Raw genomic sequence first — 1,131 nt, forward strand, 5'->3', positions numbered from 1 at the left:
TCACACCCGTTCCCATACCGAACACGGAAGTTAAGCTCTTTAGCGCCGATGGTAGTTGGGGGCTTCCCCCTGTGAGAGTAGGACGTCGCTAGGCATTATACCCAGGAGGATTAGCTCAGCTGGGAGAGCATCTGCCTTACAAGCAGAGGGTCGGCGGTTCGAGCCCGTCATCCTCCACCATATGCCGGTTTAGCTCAGCAGGTAGAGCAACTGACTTGTAATCAGTAGGTCGTGGGTTCGATTCCTATAGCCGGCACCATAGTTTCGAGCCATTAGCTCAGTTGGTAGAGCATCTGACTTTTAATCAGAGGGTCGAAGGTTCGAGTCCTTCATGGCTCACCATTTAAATTGCCAATAATTATATGCGGGTGTGGCGGAATTGGCAGACGCACTAGACTTAGGATCTAGCGCCGCAAGGCGTGGGGGTTCGACTCCCTTCACCCGCACCATTTTTTAGAATTTCATAATTGCCAGGATAAATAAATCTTATGCACATGCGGAAGTAGTTCAGTGGTAGAACACCACCTTGCCAAGGTGGGGGTCGCGAGTTCGAACCTCGTCTTCCGCTCCAAATGTGCCGGGGTGGCGGAACTGGCAGACGCACAGGACTTAAAATCCTGCGGTAGGTGACTACCGTGCCGGTTCGATTCCGGCCCTCGGCACCATTTTTTATTTTAATAATTAGCGCCCGTAGCTCAATTGGATAGAGCGTCTGACTACGGATCAGAAGGTTGTGGGTTCGACTCCTGCCGGGCGCGCCAATAAAACAAACGGGAAGTAGCTCAGCTTGGTAGAGCACTTGGTTTGGGACCAAGGGGTCGCAGGTTCGAATCCTGTCTTCCCGACCATTTCCTAAAATTACAATTAACTTTGGGGCCTTAGCTCAGCTGGGAGAGCGCCTGCCTTGCACGCAGGAGGTCAGCGGTTCGATCCCGCTAGGCTCCACCAATCAAAACAAATGAACCTTGAAAACTGAACAAGCAAAACGTAATCAATAAAGTTTTTAGTAGCTAACCTTGAGTTGGTGAACGAAACGAAATTTTGGACATCAAACATGATGCCAGCAAAACAATTTGAGCTAATCAAATTTCTTTTTATGGAGAGTTTGATCCTGGCTCAGGACGAACGCTG

9 tRNA genes and 1 rRNA gene are annotated in these 1,131 nt (G+C 49.9%); all 10 read left to right on the plus strand.

Annotated features, from left to right (window positions below):
• Nucleotides 1-94 (plus strand): 5S ribosomal RNA (gene rrf / locus ABH968_RS27770); the annotation flags it as partial.
• Nucleotides 95-104: 10 nt separating this feature from the next.
• A tRNA-Val gene (locus ABH968_RS27775) sits at nucleotides 105-180 on the plus strand.
• Between the two features lie 3 nt (nucleotides 181-183).
• Nucleotides 184-259 (plus strand) — tRNA-Thr (locus tag ABH968_RS27780).
• Between the two features lie 7 nt (nucleotides 260-266).
• Nucleotides 267-342 (plus strand) — tRNA-Lys (locus ABH968_RS27785).
• Between the two features lie 22 nt (nucleotides 343-364).
• Nucleotides 365-449, plus strand: a tRNA-Leu gene (locus ABH968_RS27790).
• A gap of 47 nt (nucleotides 450-496) precedes the next feature.
• A tRNA-Gly gene (locus ABH968_RS27795) sits at nucleotides 497-571 on the plus strand.
• 5 nt (nucleotides 572-576) lie between these two features.
• Nucleotides 577-665 (plus strand) — tRNA-Leu (locus tag ABH968_RS27800).
• Nucleotides 666-684: 19 nt separating this feature from the next.
• Nucleotides 685-761: transfer RNA gene (locus ABH968_RS27805), tRNA-Arg, on the plus strand.
• Nucleotides 762-771: 10 nt separating this feature from the next.
• Nucleotides 772-848 (plus strand) — tRNA-Pro (locus tag ABH968_RS27810).
• Between the two features lie 24 nt (nucleotides 849-872).
• Nucleotides 873-948, plus strand: a tRNA-Ala gene (locus ABH968_RS27815).
• Nucleotides 949-1,131: the final 183 nt, after the last annotated feature.

The organism is Lysinibacillus sp. RC79 (genome assembly GCF_041262405.1).
In the GTDB taxonomy this organism is placed as follows: Bacteria; Bacillota; Bacilli; order Bacillales_A; family Planococcaceae; genus Lysinibacillus.